The following is a 19865-nucleotide window of genomic DNA, read 5'->3' on the forward strand; positions in this document are numbered from 1 at the left end:
ATAACTTATAACATCATTAAATTTTTCTATACAGTTTAAATGCGGTATTTTAGTGTTTTAAGCATACCGATTTGATAAAGAAATATTATATCCTATTTATTTGCCTGCTTTGCTCCCTTGGGCTAAGGGCTTCTTCTTTGTTGATTTACATGGATGAAGACCAAAAGAACCACCTTAAAGCATATGGTATTGCCTATTGGACGATCAGCAAACAGCTGGAGGTTGATTGGCTTTTAAATTATCGTGGCGGAAGCTTTTTAATTAAATACAATAAAACCGTTGAAGATGAGCTTAAAATCCGTGGGGTATCTTACGAAGTAATGGCCGATGGAAAAGTGGTGAGTTTACTAAACGAAATCAGTGATCCTGCTGTGAATATGGAGATGGTTAAACTGGAGAAAACGCCAAAAATTGCAGTTTACTCTCCAAAAAGCAAATTACCATGGGATGATGCAGTTACACTCGTTTTAACCTATGCCGAAATTCCGTACGATGTAATTTATGATGACGATATCCTTCAGGACAAATTGAGCAAATACGATTGGCTGCATTTGCACCACGAAGATTTTACCGGGCAATATGGTCGTTTCTGGGCCAATTTCAGGTATGCAACCTGGTACCAGGAAGATGTTAAAAACCAGGAAACCTTAGCCAAACGTATGGGCTATAAAAAGGTTTCGGAAATGAAATTAGCCGTTGCCAAACACATTAAAGAATACTGTGCCGGTGGAGGTTTTTTGTTTGCCATGTGCTCTGGCACCGATAGTTTCGACATTGCCCTTGCTGCCGAAGGTGTAGATATCTGCGCGCAAATGTTTGACGGTGATCCCGCTGATCCAAATGCACAAAGTAAACTGGATTTTAATAAAACCCTGGCCTTCCAGAATTTCAAGTTAGACAATAACCCAATGAACTATGAATTTTCGGATATAGATGCAACCCAAACCCGTACACTTAACCAAACCAACGATTATTTTACTTTATTCGATTTTTCGGCCAAATGGGACCTCGTTCCAACCATGCTTACCCAAGACCACGATAAGGTGATTAAAGGTTTTATGGGGCAAACCACAGCATTCAGAAAGAGTTTAGTTAAAACAAGCGTAACTGTTCTGGGTGAAAATAAAGGCGCGGCAGAGGTAAGGTATTTACATGGCGAAATTGGCAAAGGTCAGTTTACTTTTTATGGCGGTCACGATCCAGAAGATTATCAGCATGCTGTAGGTGATCCGCCAACAGATTTAAGCCTACATCCAAATTCGCCAGGGTATCGCTTGATCCTCAACAATGTGCTTTTTCCTGCGGCAAAAAAGAAACCTCAAAAAACGTAATTTATCAAAATTTAACTTTTGGCATCATTCCTTTTGAGTTTAAAAAATTGTTGATTCCCTGCTATATTCCTGTTATGTATACAGTAAATGGCGCCTCATACCATTTGTGATCTGGGTTACAGCCACACTTAAATTCCCCAAAAATTATACTGATAACCAGTGTATTAGCCACTCAATTGTAACACACTTGATACTTTGGCACAGCTTTTGGATTAGCACAGGTAATTAACAAACAGGGTAAAACCTGAAAATTTAAACAAGATTTTTATAAAAGAAAAATATCATGAAAAAGTTACTATTAAGCGCTTCGGTTATTTTATTGGCAACAGGTGCCTTCGCTCAAACACAAATGACAGGTGAAACTGCACGTTTTGGAATTAAAGCTGGTGTTAACCTTTCAAAGTTTCATGCAGGTGGAGGTGATAATGCTGCCAATGCTTTTAACGATAATGCAAAAAACAATGTTGGGTTTAATGTTACCGCTTTTGGTGATTTTGGTGTAGGAAACAATTTCTTTATCCAACCAGGAGTATCATTACAGAACAAGGGTAATAAGTTTGAATCAACAGGTACATCAACAGTTGGTAATAGTACAATTACAACTACCTCATCTGTTAAAACAAATCTAATGGCCATTGAGGTTCCAATTAACGCTGTATTCAGAATCCCAACAGGAGATGCTGGTGCAGTACAGATCAGTGCTGGTCCTTACATCGGTTTTAATATCTCTGGTAAAGACAAAGGACAAACTACCATTACAACGGTTAACAATAGCAACAACACAAGTGCAACTGTAACCAACTCTAATGATAGCGACCTTTCTTTTGGTAGTGCAAACGACAAAAATTATGGCAGCACAGACTTTGGTGCAAACTTTGGTTTAGCTTACCGTACAAATTCTGGATTTTTAGTAGGTGCTAACTATGGTTTGGGTTTAACCGATTTAACACCAAAAGACAGACAAGCCAATTCGAATAAATTAACTAACCGTGTGTTAGGTTTCTCAGTTGGTTATTCATTCTAAGACTAAGAAAAGCCTTAAAAGGAAAAAACCTTCCCGGTGTAAAATCGGGAAGGTTTTTTTATGCTTTATTATTTAGTCGTAAAAATTCCAGCTTACCCCAAATTTTAGTAAGGCATCTTGCATAGGGTACCTGTTTACAGTGTAATAACCTGGTTGAAACAACCCCTGATTTACAAAATCATATTTAACAAAAATATTTGCCCGCTTTAAATTTGCTTTAAAAAAAACATCAATTACCGGTCTTGAAACCATATTTGTTGGATTGCGCTCATCAATATAAAACTGAGCTGTTGCCGGCGAATATAAATAGTTTGCATATTCAGAATTATACCTTACATCAAATCCCACGTTAGCTTTTAATACTTTGAAAAAAGTATTATCAAAATAAATACTGTTATAAGTATACAGTTCTGGTGTTCTTAATACTGTATTTTTATCTGTTTTTTGATAAGCGACATAATTTTCCATCACAAACTTACCAAACCTGGTTTTCTTTGATACGTCTAGCCTAATTAAGCTAATATCGGCAGTAGCTTGCTGTGGCAAAATGGCGTTTGTACCATTGGCATGGTCTGCAGCAAAATAAACGTAGTTACTGGTTAAGGAATACTTAGCACCTGCAGTAAAACCATACTTATCGTTGATATAATTAAATGATAAATTGGCAATTTTAGTATTTTTGAAATCGCTGTTTGTCCACTGGTAATGATTGCCATGATAGTAATTAAAAATAGCCGCTGGGGTTTGGTTTTGTACATATGCACCCAATTCAATCCTTCCTATGGTTTTACCTAAAAGAATTTTACTTTTTGCCTCGTACAAATAATCTCCTGCGTTTTCACCCTGTAAAATTTGTTGTAGGTCTAAATTGAAATCGATATTGTTGGAAAAACGATAACCCGCTGCACCTAAAATGGTAATGTTTTGATAAGCAAACCTACTTTGTTCATAATTGGTTGCATCTTGTTTTATGCCAAAATATTCATGTTTGTAGTAATCGTGCCTTATACCCGCATCAACCTTTAATTCATTTTTAATAACCGAACTATTTTTTGGCCGTAAAAAGAAACTATAAGTAAATTCATTTTTAAAATGTTTTACATGGGTCGAATCATTCGTAAATACTGTACTTGCAATTCCCGGGGGCAGTACATTATTAACATCCGCTCCATTTTTGTAAAAATCGAAACTGTCGTTATTATACTCAAATGTATACGAAACCTTATTGGTTGGTAAAACAGCATTGTTCGCATTTGCGGAGGTATCTATCCTGCCTACATAATAGGTTTGCTTTAAGAAAATGGTGTTTTTACGGTACAAATTTCTTGAGTCTGCTAAATTTACCGGCTCTGCCTCTCTTGCAATTTTTGTATAACCAGGATCGAATAAACCGGTAGCCACTGTAGAACCATTCTCGTAGGCACGCATGGTATTAAAAATTGCCGATGCCCACATATTATAACGTTTGCTCGGCGATTGATACCATGAAAACACGGCAACATTCAAATTATCACCACGTTGCCTGGTATAAAAACCTCTAGAATCACCACGGTTAAAATTAACTCCAACATTCCAGTTTTTTTTAATATTCTGCGTATGGATAGCCCTAAAAAGCTGTTCTTTTTGACCTGCACTAACAAAATATAAGCTGGTAAAGGGGGTTCTGGCCTGATAGTAAATAATATCTTCAGGTGTTAAAGCATAATAATCAAGCGAATGGAAGCCTACATCAAAGCCAATCCTTTTACTAGGTTCATACAATAAAGGCCTGGCCGCCAAACCCATATTACCGTTACTAATGGTTGGGTGCAGGGGCTGTAAAAGCGGGCTATAATTCTGAATATTGGTGGTGGAAGTATCTAAAGGCAGCAGTACAATACTATCTTTAGTTAGCGACAACTTGGTAAACCGTATATATTTGGCTGTAAAAACTACGGAATCTTTACCCCCATCTAGCTTTTTCCTAACCGAATCAAGTTCTTTATTGGTACCAACACTTGTTTTTAAATCTTGTGCAAAGACATTGTTAATGCCTAACAGTAGCAAGAAAAAAAAACAGATTTTAACGGCTTTATGCATCTTATAGTTCAGAAATTAAACGGGTTAAAATCTCTGTCATTTTAGGTTCGGCTTTAGCTGCTGCAGCTAAAATTTCATCTAAATTAAAAGGCTGCAGATCTTCTGGGAAACCTTCGTCTGTTAATACCGAGATGGCAAAAACAGGTAAACCAGCGTGGTTGGCTACAATAACCTCAGGCACAGTACTCATGCCAACTGCATCAGCGCCAATTAAACGCAGGTATTTGTATTCTGCTTTAGTTTCTAAATTTGGGCCAGAAACCGCAACATATACGCCTTTATGGCACTTAATATCAACATCTTTAGCTATTTCTAACGCTTTGGCTATAATATCGCGTTTATAGGGCTGGCTCATATCTGGAAAACGTGGCCCTAATTCGCTCTCAATTAAACCCCGTAAAGGGTTATCCGGCTGCAGATTAATATGATCGCTGATAATCATTAAATCACCCTTTTTAAACTCAGGATTTAACGAACCCGCAGCATTAGATACAATTAAGTTTTCTATACCCAGACCTTTCATTACCCTAACCGGAAAGGTGATCTGCTGCATGCTGTAACCTTCGTAATAGTGTAAGCGCCCTTGCATGGCAATAATTTTCTTCCCATTTAATGTTCCAAAAATCAGTTTCCCACTATGGAACTCTAAGGTAGAGATTGGAAAATTTGGAATATTAGAATACATCAATTGATGCTCAACTTCGATTTCTTTTACTAAGCCACCTAAGCCAGTACCTAAAATAATGCCTATTTCTGGCTTAAAGTTCTCTGTTTTACGTTTTATATATTCAACGGTTTCTTCTATTGCTCTTAACATAATTTAAAATGAGTTCGTCAAAGGTAATCTTATCTTTTTCAAATAATTCAACCTCAATGGGTAAATAATATACAGGTAAATCTACCAGTAAATCTTTAAATCCGGTAGCTCTTAAACGCTTGCTATCCTTTTCTGTTGTGATAATGATTTTATCTTTTTTAATATTGGCCATAAAAACCGATTTAAACTTCTTAATATCATCATTTTTAAAAGCATAATGATCCGGAAATTCTTGGTGTTTAATGGTTTTGGCATATTTTTCAAGCGCTTCTATTAACGGATCTGGATTTGCAATTCCGGTGAGCAGGAAAATTTCGAAACCTTTAATCGAATCGAGCGTACGGCTTTCGTTTTGGTATAAGTGTATAAGATCGCCATACTTTAAATACGAATGTAATACAGGTTGATTTGCATTTGGCTGTAGCTCATTTACCGAAGCCTGCTGGGCAACATGTAACAAGGGAACTGGCGATTTTGTGACCAATAATACATCTGCTCTTTTACGCGAGGAGAAAACATCTCTTAAATTTCCAGCTGGCAATAAAAACTGCAGAGTACCCAATTTTCTAAACTCAAAAAGCAAAACGTTAAACCCTGCATTTACCGCACGGTGCTGAAAGGCATCATCAAGGATAATTAAATCATGATTGTCTTTCAATTGCTTAATGCCATTCACTCGATCTTCACAAACGGCAACGGTAACAGCGGCAAATTTTTGATGGTACTGTAAAGGTTCATCCCCTATCGTTTCGGCAGTTGCTGTGCTATCGGCAAGCCTAAAACCTTTCGTTTTACGGCCATATCCCCTACTTAGTATGGCTATTTTATAATTAGCCAACAACCTTACCAAATATTCCGTTGTTGGTGTTTTGCCCGATCCACCAACGGCTAAGTTGCCTACACAGATTATGGGCAAATCGAATTTTACAGCGCGTATTAATCCCCAATCATAAAGTTTTTTACGGAGGAGAATAGCCATCCCATAAATGATAGAAAAAGGGAGTAGTAAAAGACGTAGATAGTTCAGTAGCATATCGTGGTTTCAAAAATACTGATTATTTAAAAAAGAAAGGCATGGCTTAGGCCAAATGCCCAATAGCGCAACCGTTAGGCAAGTGAAATGGTTTGTAAGGATTTTATGTTAATAAGTATAATGGCAAACGAGATAGCTAAATTTTTAAAGTTTTTTAGAAAAGCAGTAACAGCAGTATAATTAACGTTAGTCGGGCTTTTCGCTAAATCTCTTGTTTTGAAGGAAACAAGAGGATACCGCTGCAATCCCATTTAAGAAAAATGGTTAAAGATAATATTGATCAAATAGGAAACAATATTCAGAAAGATCGTCATTTCTGTCTCCATTGGAAATCTTACTACCCCACAAGGCAACAAATAAGTTTAAGTTTTTTGTATTGCGAGAGAAAGATGGAGGCGACAGGTTATTTATTTTATCTTTTTTTATTATCATTGTTGTTTACCAAAAAACCTATTTTAATGTCTCCGAACAAAAGATTAGTAGTGGGCCAAGGCCAGATTAGTGGGTATATTTCTATTTTTTTAGCCATTTTGGCGCTTTTAGGCATCCTGTGTTTTCATTATCCTGAAAAACTCACCACACCCGAGTTTCGCGAAATATATACCAAAAACAGCATGGAAGCGCTGATGCTTGGAGGTGTTATAGCAGCATTCTTTTTTTCATTGTTGAGTTTAATTCTCAGTAAAAAACTAAAATGGGCCTGGCCGGGTTTTGCACTTGGTGCTTTAGCGGTAATATTAGGCGCTTTAAGTGTAGAAGGCAGAGATGTGGCCAAATCGAGCTGGCATTTTGGTCTGGATTGGATGATTTTAGACCTGCTGTTAATGGTTGCCATTTTTGTTCCATTAGAATTATTCTTCCCCAAAAATAATGAGCAGACCAAATTCCATGAAGAATGGCGTACCGATTTAACCTATTTTGTAATCAGTCACCTTTTTATCCAGTTTTTCGGTATTGTAACCCAAAAACCTGCCGTATTATTTTTTGGCTGGATAGGTTTAGATAAATTGCATACCTGGGTACAGGGGCTTCCATTTATAGTGGCTTTGTTTTTGGCTTTTTTTAGCACCGATTTGTTTCAGTATTGGGCGCATCGTTTTTTCCATACCCGCGTAGCCTTATGGCGCTTCCATTCCATACACCATTCTACACAAAATATGGATTGGCTGGCCGGAAGCCGGACCCATTTTATTGATATATTTTTCACCAGGGCAATGACTTTTATCCCACTTTACATTTTGGGCTTTTCATCTACCGTTTTCAATGTGTACATTATATTTATTGCCATCCATGCCGTCCTTATCCATGCCAACACCAGGATTAATTTTGGTCCATTAAAATACATTTTTACCACCCCTCAATATCACCATTGGCACCATTGTGAAGATCCTAAATATTATGGGCACAATTTTGCTTCAATATTTCCATTTATTGATATGATGTTTGGCACCTATTACTTACCAGGCAAAGAATGGCCCGCCGGAACAGGTGTACACGAAGCAGCCTACCCGAAAGGCTTTGTTAAACAATCTATTTATCCCTTTACAAAAAGCCCTTTTGATACCGATTTGAATATGGAAGAACGTAGTGATAGATAAGAAAACGTATGTTTAAAAACTAACCCCGGTGGGGATAATATTTCATAAGAATTATTAGAAAAGCAATGGATGTAAGCATTATTAATGCTAGTCGGGCTTTTCGCTAAATCTCTTGTTTTGAAGGAAACAAGAGGATACCTCTGCAATACCGTTTAAGAAAAACTAGCCCTGCTGCTATTAAAGGTTTTTGAACCCATTAGAAAAACAGCCACAAAATCATAATATTCCTGTCAGATGGTAACAGGACATTAATGCTAACATCTGACAGGATGCTGGCACACTCAATTCCGTGCCCTCAGTGTTTTTCTCTCTAATTTCTGGGTTAAAGAAGCTTAAATGGAACAAACCCGAATTTTAAATGTTATATTGGGGTTCCCATCTTATAATATGCAGGCCGAAACAGAAATTTTAATTATTGGTGGTGGATTGGCAGGTTTAACCGCTGCACTTCACCTGAATAAGCTGGGTTTAAATGTTACATTGATCGAGAAAGATAGTTATCCCCGCCATAAAGTTTGTGGCGAATATATTTCTAATGAAGTGCTCCCCTATTTTGAATGGCTTGGTCTTGATATCAAAAATCTTGCACCTACATTCATCACCGACCTGCTTTTCACCTCAAATCTTGGCAAAAGTATACAGACAAAATTGCCATTGGGTGGTTTGGGTTTAAGCAGATATACCATCGATCATTATTTGTATAGCGAACTGATCAGGAGAAAAGTAAACATTGTTCAAGATTGCGTTATAGAAATAAATTTTGCCAATAACCAATTTACTGTAGCGGCTGCAAACCACTCTTTTGTTGCAGCTTACGTTATTGGTGCTTATGGAAAAAGATCGGCTATTGATATTAAGCTAAACCGGAGTTTCATTAATAACCAATCGCCCTACCTGGCAGTTAAAGCACATTACAAAGCCAACTTTCCGAATAATCTGGTTAGCCTGCATAATTTTGAAGGTGGCTATTGCGGTGTTTCAAAGGTCGAAAATGATCGCTTGAATATCTGCTATCTAGCCAACTATGAGCGTTTCAAAAAGCACAAAAACCCGCTTGCCTTTCAAGAAAATGTACTCTATAAAAACAGGTATCTGAGGGCTATTTTCGAAAGTGCAACAAGTTTATTCGATGCTCCGTTAACCATCGCTCAGATTTCTTTTGAAAGTAAAGAACCTGTATATAACCACATTTTAATGATCGGTGATACTGCCGGATTAATTCATCCGCTTTGCGGAAATGGTATGGCCATGGCCATTCACGCTGCCAAAATTGCTTCAGCGCTTTTGTATCAAAGAATAGAAGGTCAGATAAGCGCTCGTGCAGCACTGGAAGAAAGTTACACTGCACACTGGAACAGGGAATTTAAAAGCCGCTTAAAAATGGGAAGAATGTTATCTTCCCTGCTAAGGAATACTAACGTTGAAAGTTTAGCCATAAATGCATTGATTAAAATGCCTTTTCTACTCCATAAAATAATAAAACAAACACATGGCAAACCCATCACAATTTCATTATAAATGCCAGTAGATACCACATATAGAAGTACCGCACCAGAGATTATGGATGATTTTGCTATGGAAGGTGAAATATTACGCGATGCACTTGACAAAATAGCCAACATTAACCAACTTCTTGGAGGAAATAAAGTTACACGTGCAGGGGTTAAAATCTTAATCGCCAGCAAACCTTCGGATCAAGTTATACGTATTACTGATATGGGTTGCGGAAATGGAGATATGTTACGCACTTTGGCCGATTATGCAAAAAAACAAGGTTTACATTTTATTTTAAAAGGGATAGATGCTAATCAATTTACAATAAATCATGCGCAAAGTTTGTCTACCAACTACCCGGATATAACCTATGCCTGCAGCAATATTTTTGATGATTTAAGTAAAACAGAACCTTGCGATATTATACTCTGTACTTTAACATTACATCATTTTAAAGATGAAGAAATTATTGACCTGTTAAACAATTTTAAAAAATCGGCAACAATGGGTATTGTAATAAACGACCTGCAAAGGAGTGCAATAGCATATTACCTTTTTAAAGCGCTGTGTTATGTTTTCCGTTTAAACGATATGTCGAGAGCAGACGGTTTAATATCAATTCTACGTGGATTTAAAAGAGCAGATTTGCTTAAATATACCGAAAAATTAAAGGTAAAGTCGAGTTCAATAAAATGGAAATGGGCTTTCCGCTACCAATGGATAATTAAAACAACATGAGCGTAACCGTAAAAGCTGTAAGTAAAGCCTTACCAGAATTTTGGCGATCGACTGCTGATATTTTACCATTTTTAGATATTTGGCTAAAAGATCAGGATGATCGCTTTATCAGAAAGGTAAAAAAGATTTTTGAAAGCGCCGCAGTAGATAAAAGATACTCGATTATGTCGCCCGAAGAGGTTTTTAGTGATTTAAGTTTTGAGGAGCGAAACAATATTTATGTGAGCGAGGGGATAAAGCTGGGAGCTAAATGTTTGGAAACTGCACTCGAAAAAGCCAGTTGGCAGGCGCAGGATTTAGACTACATCATTACAGTAAGCTGCACTGGAATTATGATCCCTTCTTTAGATGCCTACCTGATTAATCTACTCAAACTGCGTCAAAACATTGTTCGTTTACCTGTAACCGAAATGGGTTGCGCTGCGGGTGTATCAGGAATGATTTACGCCAAGAATTTTCTGAAAGCCAATCCAGGTAAACGCGCAGCAGTTATTGCGGTAGAATCGCCAACAGCAACCTTCCAATTAAACGATTTTTCGATGGCCAACATTGTAAGCGCAGCAATATTTGGCGATGGTGCCGCCTGTGTACTGTTAAGTTCTAGTGAAGAAGATACCGGGCCAGAAATTTTAGCCGAAGAAATGTACCATTTTTATGATGCAGAGGAGATGATGGGCTTTAAACTGACCAATACGGGACTGCAAATGGTATTAGATGTGGCTGTTCCAGAAACCATTGCCAATCATTTCCCTAATATTATCCATCCATTTCTGACAAAAAACGGATTCGAAATTAACGATATAGACCATTTGATCTTCCATCCGGGCGGAAAAAAGATTATCCAGGTTGTTGAAGAACTATTTGGACAGCTTGGCAAAAACATAAACGAAACGAAGGAAGTTTTAAGGCTTTACGGAAACATGAGCAGCGCTACAGTACTCTATGTTTTGGAGCGGATTATGGATAAAAAGCCAATGCCGGGAGAGAAAGGGCTGATGTTAAGCTTCGGACCAGGGTTTTCAGCACAACGCATACTTTTACAATGGTAATATTACCCATTCAATAACCTAATCATGACAACACAAGAAATATTAGATAAACTGCCTTACGGTAAATCTTTTCTTTTTGTTGATGAGTTACTACACGTTGATGAAAATGGCGCAAAGGGCACTTACACTTATGTAAAAGATCTACCCTTTTACGAAGGTCATTTTAAAAACCACCCTGTTACTCCGGCGGTAATACTTACCGAAACCATGGCACAGATTGGACTAGTTTGTTTAGGTATTTACCTGTTAAAAAATGAGACTAGTCAAAATGTATCCATGGCCATGACTTCAAACGCGATCGATTTTTTAAAACCGGTTGCGCCAGGTGAGCAGGTAACAATAACGAGCGAAAAAGTGTATTTTAGGTTTAATAAACTGAGTTGCAAGGTAAAAATGGAAAATGCAGCCGGCGAAACGGTTTGCAAAGGAAATATTTCTGGCATGTTAATATCGAAAGAAAATGGGTAACAGAGTCGTAATTACCGGTTTAGGCGTATGCGCACCCAATGGTACTACCATTGATGAGTTTTCGGATGCCATAAAAAAAGGGCTTTCTGGCATCCGTCATCAACCCGATCTGGAAACATTAAACTTCTCTTGCCAGATAGCAGGCAAACCATCGCTAAGCGAAGAGCGGATCAATCAATATTTCACGCCACTTGAATTACGAAACCTAAACAGTACAGGAATTATATATGGTGTTATTGCTGGCTTAGATGCCTGGAAGGACGCAGGTCTAACCATCGAAAATAATAACGAACCTGACTGGGATAGCGGTACCATTTTCGGCGCGGGTACTTCTGGTATAGATAAATTTAGATGGGCAATTAACAAGATAGATGCACTTGAAATTAAAAAATTAGGAAGCTCGGTAGTGATACAGACCATGGCCAGTGGCGTAAGTGCATTTATCAGTGGCAAACTCGGCTTAGGTAATCAGGTAAGCACCAATTCATCTGCCTGTGCCACAGGAGCAGAAAGCATATTGCTGGCTTACGAAAGGATTAAAACGGGTCAGGCGACAAGAATGTTAGCAGGAAGTACCAGCGACAGTGGTCCTTACATTTGGGGTGGTTTTGATGCCATGAAGGTTTGTACCTTTAAACATAACCATGAACCGGAAAAAGGTAGCCGGCCAATGAGTGCAACGGCAAGTGGCTTTGTACCAGGAAGCGGTGCGGGTGCTTTGGTATTAGAATCGCTTGAAAGTGCAATAGCTAGAAAAGCCAAAATATATGGCGAAGTGCTCGGGGGGCATATCAACTCTGGTGGCCAGCGGGGGCCAGGTTCTATGACTGCACCAAACCCTACCGCTGTACAGCGGTGTATCCAGGCCGCTTTAGAAAATGCGGGTATTAAAGCCCAGGAAATAGATGTGATTAACGGCCACCTTACTGCAACAATTAAAGATACGCTAGAAATAGAAAACTGGAAAACAGCACTACAATTACCAGCTGCTGAATTTCCGTACATCAATTCTATAAAAGGTATGATCGGTCATTGTATTGCAGCATCAGGTAGTATAGAATGTGTAGCCTCCATACTTGAGCTTTCTGAAGGATTTATTTTCCCCAATATTAATTGCGAAGACTTAAATCCCGAAATTACCGCTTTAATTAACGCGAAATGTATTCCACAAACAGTAATTCATAAACCATTTAATATCCTAGCTAAAGCTAGTTTCGGTTTTGGTGATATTAATGTCTGCATTATTTTTAAAAAATACACCCATGAATAAAGAAGAAATTATCGAAGCTTTAAAAATAATTGTTGAACCTTACAGCGAAGAGGCATCAGCCTTGGTACATATTAACGAAAACACCGATTTTATAACAGATTTAAAAATAAATTCGGCTAACCTGGTTGATATTGTTTTAGATATCGAAGAGAAATTCAACATCGAAATAGACAACGATTCGATGGCCAAAATGCTTACGGTAAAAGCTACGACCGAAATTATAGCACAAAAACTGGAAGCACATGCTGGGTAACGATATCGTTGATCTGGATCTGGCTAAAATCCAAAGTAACTGGAGGCGCAAAAACTACCTCGATAAAATTTTCACCATAGAAGAACAGTTACTCATTACATCGGCAAAAAAAACTGATGAAATGGTGTGGTTATTATGGAGCATGAAAGAATCGGCTTATAAAATTTATAACCGTAAAACCGGAATCCGGAATTTTGCCCCTAAAAGTTTAAACTGCACTATTTATCCAAATGCCGATCAGATAAAAGGTGCGGTAAACATCGACAATCATACTTACTTCACTAAAAGTAATATACAGTTACATTATATACATACCATTGCTGCCCCTGTTTACAGCAAATTGGAAGAAATTAAAGTGGCTATTTACGAATTGCCAGATCATCCAAGTGATTATAAACGCACTAAACCAGGCTGTGTGAGTCACCATGGCCAGTATTTGGCTTTGGTGTATTAATTAAGCTTCTGTTTAAAGATTAAGGAGACAGATCTGATAAACTAAAATAGCCGATGAACTGGTATTTCATGTTTAATTTTAAATTCGTTCAATTCATCACAATTCCTCGTTTGTTCGAGGTATTTTTCTAATCCGCATTTATTAACATCAAAATTCCATTTATCTACATCCGTACCCATTTGGCAAAATACAAATAGCTCATCATTAGTTGAATATGAGTTCCTCCCAATCACTTGCTTTGCACTTACAGATCCAGAAAAAAGCTCATTATTCAAATAAGAATAATCATAAAATAAAAAATGTTTTTTATTTACATATTGCTCGTAATACTGTGCTTGTTTTAATGAATTAGTTTTTTTATCCAAAATCCATATGTAAGAAACCACAAGCCTTTCATTGGCAGAAAGCTTTCCTTTAACATTAATAATTGTATTAATACTATCAGATTTAATGCTTTCTTCTGTAATATTCAACTTTACTAGCTCGTAGAAATGATTTGGCAATAATCCCAAACGTAATTTAATTTGAGGATTACTCCCGTAAGTTACCTTCGGACGGCTATTTGAGTTAATCGGATTACAAGCATAATCAATATTTAATCTTACTTTTTTACTGCTACCGGCTACAATAAGATCTTTTAAATCCGGACAATTCAGGCTTAATAATCCTTCGTTTAATAAGATAATCTTTTCATTATTCCGAACAACTGACTGCCTCAAAAAAACCTTCGCATTAAAAGTATTTGAATTTAATTGTAGAAAAGATGCATTCAATAACGAATCAATTGTTTTTCGCTTGTTAAAACTTATTTGAACATCCTCTAATTGAAATGTTTTTGCGGTTAAAATTATATCTTTCTGAAGTGTGTCTGTTAAAACAAAAGCGGAAGCTTCATAAAAAGGAAAGGTTACCTTCAACGTATCGCCCAATTTTGCACTGGCTTCAAAATAACCAGATGCATCACTATTGCCAACATGCCTGCTGGAAATTATTATTGAGGCACCTACTAAAGGTTCTTTACCATCAAAAATATGCCCTGTAAGATAAAATGATTGTGCATTAACATTATCAGAGAATATAAAAAACAAAGTCGCTAAAAAAACATTTTTAGCTTTCCATACATAGTTAAACATAGGTTTATAAGAGGAAATAAAAAGAGGTTGCATCATAAGTATAAAATTGTCATCCTGAGCTTGTCGAAGAACCTCTTTTAAATATTTCAAAGGCGTTTCGATACTTCACTAAGCTCAGTACAGGCTGAGCTCAACGTAACAAATTAGAGGTGAAATTACACCTTATGATACAGCCCCTTTTCGTTTAATTATTTTCCATGTGCTCCATCTGAGCCTAAGGTAAGTCCAATATTATCCTGTAACCAATGATAAGCATCATCCAAAGCATTACCAATTGCTTCAAATGCTCTGCTAAACCAGCTTCCACCGTCAATTGATTTCATTTCTGTTAAAGATAATTCTTCAACTTCATATTTTTTTAGATTTTTCATATTGTAATTTTTAATTAGTTTAAGGTCTGCTATTTAGACCAATGGGTTATATTTTAGTTATTTAAAGGTTAGAGGTGGGATCGGCACCTACCACATCGGTAACAATTTCGTGCACTATATCCAAAACAAACTCTTTTATAGAATTCCATGCCCTGCCGATCCAGCTTCCGCCTTCAATCATCGACATTTCAGAGCTATCCATCTCCTGCACACTGAAATTTTGTAACTTTAATTTCTGCATAACTTAGATTTTTATTTACAGTTTACCTACTCGTTAAAGGCTTTTCGGTTTTACGCCTTTTTGTTGCAACACCTCTAAATTACTTTCATCCACTCTACAAAAAAAAGAGCGAACATTATTTATTAAATAATTGATTTATTAACCAGAATATTTTGCAAAAGTATCCTACTAGGGCTGGGTTCTATTTCTTAAAATCAGCCGCTTGTGCAAACTGAAGATCGAGTTCTCCGAATTTTGAAAAGGCCTGAAGAATATCTGCAGGAAAACGAGTTCCGATCAAGGTATAATATTCTTTCCAAAAATGAACATCATAAGCTTTTACATGACTGGACAAATCCTGACTACCTTTGTCATCGCTAAAGCCATTAAAAGGTTTAATATTGGAATTTGATTTAAATTGAATGCTTAATCCCCCTGTCGGCTGTCTTTGCGCATTCCAGCCTGTGATAATCTCACTCGTAAGCTCAATATAGTTTAACTGGGGTTTTACTCTTTCAATATTATAAATTTCTTTTGTAAACCAACGTTTTTTTAAGTCGGGCGAAAACAGATTTCTTTCTATTGATTTCAACAGGTGCCCTTCACATGTAATATAAATGGTTCCGCCTCCTATTAAAAATCTGGTATTCTTGGGTAGGGTAATGTTTTGATCAAAACTGAAAATAATTTTATAACAATTAACCCCATCAATTTTACTCTTCCCAACGAGGTTAAATTGATATACGTTATCAGAGATATTTCGCTTAAACAGCAAAAAAGGTTGTTGTATGGCAGCTCTTATATTTATACCATATTTCATTTTTCTTAAACCCTGATTTTTAACCTCGAGGTTATCTAGTGTTCTGGCACTCAACAGATCAAGAAACACCTTTTTGTCTGGTTTATCATCAATGTTATAATTAAATACCCCTTCTGAAAAACGCTTATAAAGGCCATCCAACTTTAAATACTGTCGACATAAAAGCGTACCTGATACCGCTGTGGTATCAATCCCATTATTCAAACAATCCTGTAGCAGCTGATTGGTAAAATTTAATGCTTTTACCGAAACCTCATCCAATAACAGATCGCTTTCTTTTAAGGTAATCTGGTGCAGATTTTTGGTTAGTGGAACAGAAGTTGAAATATAACCTATAGAACTAACATAAAGCGAATCAACAAGTTCACTTTTGGCTATACTGATAATGAATTTACCATCGGCTTCCGAAACGGCCAGGAGGTTATGATTAGCGTAAATAGAGGCATAAGGGATACCTTTCCCTTTCAAATCGCTTACAATTGCTGTAATACGTTGCTCCTGCGCCTTAACGTTAATAAAAGAGAAAAGAAAAAATATGATAATGCTGTACTTTCGATTGTGCATTTTACTCAATTAACAAAGGATAAGTCTTTAGACTTATCCTTTAAACTATATTGATTAATTAATTTTGAGGAAAAATCGGTCCGGAACCTCCTGGCCCCGAAACTGTTCCACCTGCAATTCCTTCCAGAATTTCTTCTGCAAGATCAGAAAAAAAGGCTTTAATTTCATCCCATCTTCTTGATAACCAACTACCACCTTCGATAGTTACCATTTCATTTTTATTAAGTTCAGTTACTGAATAATCGATTAGTTTCATAATATAGTGTATTAAGACAATATTTAAGTTTTTAAAAAATTGGTTTTGTTTAATTACTGAATTAATCAACCCAAACATCCTTTGAAGCTACCAGCGCAGCTAAAGCAATTATACCGGCGATAATGAGTGGCCAAAAGCCTCCTTTTACATCAGTCATTTCTCTTGCATCCATTTCTTGAACTCCAAAACTTTCTAATTTTAAGTTTTTCATCATTTAATTGTTTTTGTTTTATCCTACTCTTTACAGGCTTTTCGGGTTACGCCTTTCTGTTGCAACACCTCTAAATTACCTTCGCCCGCTCTATAAAAAAAGTAGCGGATAATGATGCTGAAAATAAAATCCGGCATTTATATTCATTAGTTCCTGTGGCTTTAAAACCCTAAAATCAGCCCTGATATTTACCTCAAAAGCCTGTGCGTAATAATAGGTCTGCAATTGCCTTGAGTATTCAATAGGTGCCCCCATCAGCTTTAGTTCATCTAATACCACATATAATCTTGAAGTGGATATGGATAACCTCCTCGCTAAATTTTCAGGTGTTCCGGTGCGGCTTTCTCTTATCAGTTTGTGTATGATCTTTATCCGATCGATGTATTCTAATAATTTCATAATGAGATGCGATAATTTAAAATGTTATTTTGTATGTAGGATTACTTATTGAGGTATCATATTCCTGCTCAATGAGGATAAAGGGTTCAATAAATCAAGCTGCTCTTCATCGCCAAATTGCTGTTTCCATAACTTGGCATAGTGACTGTTTGCAACCATCATTTCGGCATGGCTTCCTTCTTCCACTACCTTTCCTTTATCCAAAACGATTATCTTGTCGGCTTTTCTAATTGTTGGCAAGCGGTGGGCAATAATGATGATTGTTTTCTTTTGCGTCCTTAACAAATCTATTGTTCGTTGCACATACTGCTCAGAAGCCGAATCTAAAGAGGAAGTAGCCTCATCCAAAATTAAAATTTCAGGGTTACGGTACAAGGCCCTTGCTATTGCAATCCTTTGTTTCTGTCCGCCAGATAAAGAGGCTCCATTTTCACCTAAATAAGTTTGAAATCCCTCTGGCAAAGCTTCAATAAAATCGATAATCCCCAATTGTGTACAAATACCAATAATCTGTTGCATATTTGGCTCATAATCGCCGATGGCAATATTTTCGATTACATTACCTGCAAAAAGATCAATTTTTTGCGGCACAACACTTAGTAAACTTCTTAACGACGCATTGTTTAAATACTTAAGCGCATGATTACCGATATAAATGTTACCCGATTGTATGGGATAAATATTCTGAAGCAAAGACATTAAGGTAGATTTACCAGATCCGCTCTCCCCTACAATAGCCGTAAAACTTCCAGCCTTGATTTTTAGGTTTAAATCTTCAAATACATTTACACGACTGCCATACCTGAAAGCGACATGTTCAAACCTGATGTCGCCCACTAATTCTTTCGTAAGGGAAACGCTCGAAGAATTTTGTTCAATCTCCAGATCCATAATTTCGAACAAACGATCAGAGGCGATCATAGCATCCTGGATAGATTTATTTGCGCCAATTAACGAAGTTGCCGGACCAGTAAAGTAACCAATCAGCGTATAGAAAGAAAATAACTCTCCTGGAGTAATCTCCCCGTCTAAAACATAACCTGCACCCACCCAAAGCAGAATGATAGTGAGCATACGGGCAATAACCTCAGTGGACGTACTGGAAAAAACCGAGTTTAATCCTGATTTATAGATTGTTCTGAGCAGGCCGATAAAATGAGTCTCTGTTTTTTCATTGGTAAACCTTTCAAGTCCAAATCTTTTAATTGTGGCTACATTATTTAATCCCTCTACCAATTGCGATTCTAATTCAGCCGACTCTTCCATCAATTTGCGCTGCATTTTCTTGTTCAGTTTATTGCTGATGAAATAAATCAGCATATACAATGGAATAACAGCCAGCATCATTAAGGCCAGTTTCCAATAGTAAGTGAACATTAAAATAAATGAAAATACAACAATAAAGCCATTTACAACCAGATTAATGGAAACATCATTTATAAAAGCCCTTATTTTAACGGCATCGTTTACCCTCGAGATAATTTCGCCCACCCGCATGGTATCGAAAAACTGTTGGGGCAATTTTAAGAGGTGTTTGTAGTAGCCTAATATCAACCGGGCGTCTATCTGCTGGCCCGTGCGGATGGTAAAAATAGTTTTAGCCGTGCCAATAAATAATTGCAGCGCTAAAATGGCCACCATCATTAAGCTCATTAAATTAAGCAGATTCCGATTACCTTCTACCAGAACATGATCGGTTATTTTTTGAACAAAAACTGAGGTAGATAGCCCGAGTATAGTATATATCAAAGCACCAAATAGTGCTTGTATTACAATACTTTTATGCGGTTTAATCAGGTTCCAAAAGCGACTTTTCGTATCAACCTTTTCATTGCCTTGCTTAAAATCTTCATCAGGCAACAATAGAACCAATACACCGGTCCATTCTGCTACAAATTCGGCAATGGTTTTACGGTGCATTTTTCCATCTCCCGGATCCATTACTTCAATGTATTTATCGGTTACTTTATAAATCACTACATAATGCTGTAATTGCTTCTTTACCACCACATGGGCAATGGCTGGTAGTGGAATTTTAGACAGACTATCTAAATTGCCCTTTACGCCTTTTGCCTCAAAACTCAGTTTATTTGCCGCTTCTATCAAACCTAAAACATTGGTCCCTTTTTGGTCGGTACTGGCCAGTTGACGGATTCGGGCAACGGGCATTTTCAGCTTATAAAATGCAGCTATAGATGCCAAACAAGCAGCACCACAATCGGTAATATCACGTTGTTTTATTAGTGTAGACATTAGATGTTAGATATTAGATTTGAGACAGGA

Annotated in this window: 21 protein-coding genes; 10 read left to right on the forward strand and 11 right to left on the reverse strand. The window is 37.0% G+C overall.

The features are described from left to right. The first annotated feature begins 149 nt into the window (after positions 1–149). On the forward strand, positions 150–1331 hold the full coding sequence (locus HDC90_RS03210; protein ID WP_184464060.1) for an asparagine synthetase B: 1182 nt from the start codon (positions 150–152) through the stop codon (positions 1329–1331). A gap of 283 nt (positions 1332–1614) precedes the next feature. Continuing rightward, complete coding sequence (locus tag HDC90_RS03215; RefSeq protein WP_184463833.1) at positions 1615–2355, forward strand: outer membrane beta-barrel protein; 741 nt, start codon at positions 1615–1617, stop codon at positions 2353–2355. Between the two features lie 72 nt (positions 2356–2427). On the opposite strand, the gene HDC90_RS03220 is transcribed toward HDC90_RS03215, so the two are convergent. The 3 genes from HDC90_RS03220 to lpxK are packed head-to-tail and all read right to left on the reverse strand — an operon-like array spanning position 2428 to position 6284. Continuing rightward, on the reverse strand, positions 2428–4434 hold the full coding sequence (locus HDC90_RS03220; RefSeq protein ID WP_184463834.1) for a putative porin: 2007 nt from the start codon (positions 4432–4434) through the stop codon (positions 2428–2430). 1 nt (position 4435) lies between these two features. Next, positions 4436–5251 (reverse strand): purine-nucleoside phosphorylase, encoded by an 816-nt coding sequence (locus tag HDC90_RS03225; protein ID WP_184463835.1) that lies wholly within the window; start codon positions 5249–5251, stop codon positions 4436–4438. After that, on the reverse strand, positions 5223–6284 hold the full coding sequence (lpxK, locus tag HDC90_RS03230; protein ID WP_184463836.1) for a tetraacyldisaccharide 4'-kinase: 1062 nt from the start codon (positions 6282–6284) through the stop codon (positions 5223–5225). The genes HDC90_RS03225 and lpxK overlap by 29 nt, the downstream gene beginning before the upstream one ends. A gap of 458 nt (positions 6285–6742) precedes the next feature. Here lpxK and HDC90_RS03235 point away from each other — a divergent pair, with 458 nt between their 5' ends. The 8 genes from HDC90_RS03235 (at position 6743) to HDC90_RS03270 (ending at position 13608) form a co-directional block, all read left to right on the forward strand. Next, complete coding sequence (locus HDC90_RS03235) at positions 6743–7882, forward strand: sterol desaturase family protein (protein ID WP_184463837.1); 1140 nt, start codon at positions 6743–6745, stop codon at positions 7880–7882. A gap of 336 nt (positions 7883–8218) precedes the next feature. Beyond that, complete coding sequence (locus HDC90_RS03240) at positions 8219–9400, forward strand: NAD(P)/FAD-dependent oxidoreductase (protein WP_255497462.1); 1182 nt, start codon at positions 8219–8221, stop codon at positions 9398–9400. Next, on the forward strand, positions 9401–10114 hold the full coding sequence (locus HDC90_RS03245; RefSeq protein ID WP_184463838.1) for a methyltransferase domain-containing protein: 714 nt from the start codon (positions 9401–9403) through the stop codon (positions 10112–10114). Beyond that, the gene (locus HDC90_RS03250; RefSeq protein WP_184463839.1) at positions 10111–11163 is read left to right on the forward strand and encodes a type III polyketide synthase; all 1053 of its coding nucleotides are present in this window, start codon (positions 10111–10113) and stop codon (positions 11161–11163) included. The genes HDC90_RS03245 and HDC90_RS03250 overlap by 4 nt, the downstream gene beginning before the upstream one ends. Positions 11164–11187: 24 nt before the next feature. After that, a complete protein-coding gene (locus HDC90_RS03255) occupies positions 11188–11631 on the forward strand; it encodes a 3-hydroxyacyl-ACP dehydratase FabZ family protein (protein WP_184463841.1) in 444 nt (147 codons plus the stop codon). Next, positions 11624–12901, forward strand: coding sequence for a beta-ketoacyl synthase (locus HDC90_RS03260; protein ID WP_184463843.1), 1278 nt, complete (start codon positions 11624–11626; stop codon positions 12899–12901). The genes HDC90_RS03255 and HDC90_RS03260 overlap by 8 nt, the downstream gene beginning before the upstream one ends. Beyond that, positions 12894–13154: an acyl carrier protein gene (locus HDC90_RS03265; protein WP_184463845.1), complete on the forward strand. Its 261-nt coding sequence runs from the start codon at positions 12894–12896 to the stop codon at positions 13152–13154. Before HDC90_RS03260 ends, HDC90_RS03265 begins: the two co-directional genes overlap by 8 nt. Next, positions 13144–13608, forward strand: a complete 465-nt coding sequence (locus HDC90_RS03270) for a 4'-phosphopantetheinyl transferase superfamily protein (RefSeq protein ID WP_184463847.1) — start codon at positions 13144–13146, stop codon at positions 13606–13608. The genes HDC90_RS03265 and HDC90_RS03270 overlap by 11 nt, the downstream gene beginning before the upstream one ends. A 41-nt stretch (positions 13609–13649) precedes the next feature. Here HDC90_RS03270 and HDC90_RS03275 read toward each other — a convergent pair whose 3' ends face one another. From HDC90_RS03275 to HDC90_RS03310, 8 genes are all read right to left on the reverse strand, one after another. Beyond that, on the reverse strand, positions 13650–14831 hold the full coding sequence (locus HDC90_RS03275; RefSeq protein WP_184463849.1) for a hypothetical protein: 1182 nt from the start codon (positions 14829–14831) through the stop codon (positions 13650–13652). Positions 14832–14929: 98 nt separating this feature from the next. Further along, entirely contained in the window at positions 14930–15112 is a 183-nt protein-coding gene (locus tag HDC90_RS03280) for a hypothetical protein (RefSeq protein ID WP_184463851.1), read from the reverse strand. Between the two features lie 61 nt (positions 15113–15173). After that, entirely contained in the window at positions 15174–15353 is a 180-nt protein-coding gene (locus HDC90_RS03285) for a hypothetical protein (RefSeq protein ID WP_184463854.1), read from the reverse strand. 181 nt (positions 15354–15534) lie between these two features. Continuing rightward, complete coding sequence (locus HDC90_RS03290; RefSeq protein WP_184463856.1) at positions 15535–16716, reverse strand: hypothetical protein; 1182 nt, start codon at positions 16714–16716, stop codon at positions 15535–15537. A gap of 58 nt (positions 16717–16774) precedes the next feature. Continuing rightward, entirely contained in the window at positions 16775–16972 is a 198-nt protein-coding gene (locus tag HDC90_RS03295; protein WP_184463858.1) for a hypothetical protein, read from the reverse strand. A 61-nt stretch (positions 16973–17033) separates the two neighbouring features. Continuing rightward, positions 17034–17186, reverse strand: coding sequence for a class IIb bacteriocin, lactobin A/cerein 7B family (locus HDC90_RS03300; protein WP_184463860.1), 153 nt, complete (start codon positions 17184–17186; stop codon positions 17034–17036). An 87-nt stretch (positions 17187–17273) separates the two neighbouring features. Further along, a complete protein-coding gene (locus HDC90_RS03305) occupies positions 17274–17582 on the reverse strand; it encodes an HTH domain-containing protein (protein ID WP_184463863.1) in 309 nt (102 codons plus the stop codon). Positions 17583–17627: 45 nt separating this feature from the next. Continuing rightward, the gene (locus HDC90_RS03310) at positions 17628–19835 is read right to left on the reverse strand and encodes a peptidase domain-containing ABC transporter (protein ID WP_184463864.1); all 2208 of its coding nucleotides are present in this window, start codon (positions 19833–19835) and stop codon (positions 17628–17630) included. Between the last annotated feature and the right edge of the window lie 30 nt (positions 19836–19865).

Origin of the sequence: Pedobacter sp. AK013 (assembly GCF_014205835.1) — a bacterium.
Lineage (GTDB): Bacteria > Bacteroidota > Bacteroidia > Sphingobacteriales > Sphingobacteriaceae > Pedobacter.

Coding starts and splice junctions, on each gene's coding strand:
- HDC90_RS03260 (WP_184463843.1), top strand. CDS start 11,624: ATGGGTAACAGAGTCGTAATTACCGGTTTAGGCGTATGCGCACCCAAT.
- HDC90_RS03290 (WP_184463856.1), bottom strand. CDS start 16,716: ATGCACAATCGAAAGTACAGCATTATCATATTTTTTCTTTTCTCTTTT.
- HDC90_RS03250 (WP_184463839.1), top strand. CDS start 10,111: ATGAGCGTAACCGTAAAAGCTGTAAGTAAAGCCTTACCAGAATTTTGG.
- HDC90_RS03220 (WP_184463834.1), bottom strand. CDS start 4,434: ATGCATAAAGCCGTTAAAATCTGTTTTTTTTTCTTGCTACTGTTAGGC.
- HDC90_RS03235 (WP_184463837.1), top strand. CDS start 6,743: ATGTCTCCGAACAAAAGATTAGTAGTGGGCCAAGGCCAGATTAGTGGG.
- HDC90_RS03255 (WP_184463841.1), top strand. CDS start 11,188: ATGACAACACAAGAAATATTAGATAAACTGCCTTACGGTAAATCTTTT.
- HDC90_RS03240 (WP_255497462.1), top strand. CDS start 8,219: ATGGAACAAACCCGAATTTTAAATGTTATATTGGGGTTCCCATCTTAT.
- HDC90_RS03215 (WP_184463833.1), top strand. CDS start 1,615: ATGAAAAAGTTACTATTAAGCGCTTCGGTTATTTTATTGGCAACAGGT.
- HDC90_RS03225 (WP_184463835.1), bottom strand. CDS start 5,251: ATGTTAAGAGCAATAGAAGAAACCGTTGAATATATAAAACGTAAAACA.
- HDC90_RS03270 (WP_184463847.1), top strand. CDS start 13,144: ATGCTGGGTAACGATATCGTTGATCTGGATCTGGCTAAAATCCAAAGT.
- HDC90_RS03310 (WP_184463864.1), bottom strand. CDS start 19,835: ATGTCTACACTAATAAAACAACGTGATATTACCGATTGTGGTGCTGCT.
- HDC90_RS03245 (WP_184463838.1), top strand. CDS start 9,401: ATGCCAGTAGATACCACATATAGAAGTACCGCACCAGAGATTATGGAT.
- HDC90_RS03210 (WP_184464060.1), top strand. CDS start 150: ATGGATGAAGACCAAAAGAACCACCTTAAAGCATATGGTATTGCCTAT.
- HDC90_RS03295 (WP_184463858.1), bottom strand. CDS start 16,972: ATGAAACTAATCGATTATTCAGTAACTGAACTTAATAAAAATGAAATG.
- HDC90_RS03305 (WP_184463863.1), bottom strand. CDS start 17,582: ATGAAATTATTAGAATACATCGATCGGATAAAGATCATACACAAACTG.
- lpxK (WP_184463836.1), bottom strand. CDS start 6,284: ATGCTACTGAACTATCTACGTCTTTTACTACTCCCTTTTTCTATCATT.
- HDC90_RS03280 (WP_184463851.1), bottom strand. CDS start 15,112: ATGAAAAATCTAAAAAAATATGAAGTTGAAGAATTATCTTTAACAGAA.
- HDC90_RS03300 (WP_184463860.1), bottom strand. CDS start 17,186: ATGATGAAAAACTTAAAATTAGAAAGTTTTGGAGTTCAAGAAATGGAT.
- HDC90_RS03265 (WP_184463845.1), top strand. CDS start 12,894: ATGAATAAAGAAGAAATTATCGAAGCTTTAAAAATAATTGTTGAACCT.
- HDC90_RS03285 (WP_184463854.1), bottom strand. CDS start 15,353: ATGCAGAAATTAAAGTTACAAAATTTCAGTGTGCAGGAGATGGATAGC.